Consider the following 765-nt stretch of genomic DNA (forward strand, 5'->3'; position numbering starts at 1 on the left):
AAAAAATCTTATGAGCAAAACGGGTTCTACTTTGCATATGGTAATGTTCTCAGTATTAAGTATACTCTTGTCAAAATATAGCAGGAAATCGGATGTTATAATAGGAACTCCTGCATCAGGAAGACAACATTCAGATATGTCAAATATAATAGGAATGTTTGCAAATACTTTAGCAGTGAGAAGTTATCCGTCAAGTGAGAAGAGATACATTGATTACCTATATGAAGTAAAAGAAAATGCTCTTGAAGCTTATGAAAATCAAAGTTATCCATTCGAAGAATTAGTAGATAAATTAGGTTTAGCAAGAGATGCGAGCAGGAATCCATTATTTGATGTATTTTTGAATGTCATAGATACCTTTGATGTTGAAGACATTGTGTTAGACGACTTGATGATGAAAAGGCTACCTGTCCGCACGGGGAAATCAAAAGTTGACATATCCTTGAATGTAAAACCAGTGGAAAAAGAATATGAGATAGAACTTGAATATAGTACTAAATTGTTCAAGAAAGAAACAGTAGAAAGAATGATTGGTCACTTATTAAAGATAATATCGGAAATAGTAGATAGTGACGAAAAGTTGATAAAAAATATAGAAATATTAGATAAATGTGAGGAAGAAAAAATACTGAATGAGTTTAATAAGACAGACTTCCATTTTCCTTTGGAAAAGACAATATACGAAGTATTGGAGGAGAAAGCTAAACAATCTCCCAATAAAATTGCTTTAGAATTTATGGGCAAAAGTATGAGTTATAAGGAAGT

At 31.5% G+C, this 765-nt stretch carries 1 protein-coding gene; it reads left to right on the forward strand.

The window, feature by feature from the left end:
* Positions 1–765, forward strand: a 765-nt coding sequence (locus KFD70_RS29260; RefSeq protein WP_431613552.1) for a condensation domain-containing protein, incomplete at both ends; no start/stop codon positions are given.

It is taken from the genome of Bacillus pfraonensis (assembly GCF_050768835.1).
GTDB classification, from domain to species: domain Bacteria; phylum Bacillota; class Bacilli; order Bacillales; family Bacillaceae_G; genus Bacillus_A; species Bacillus_A pfraonensis.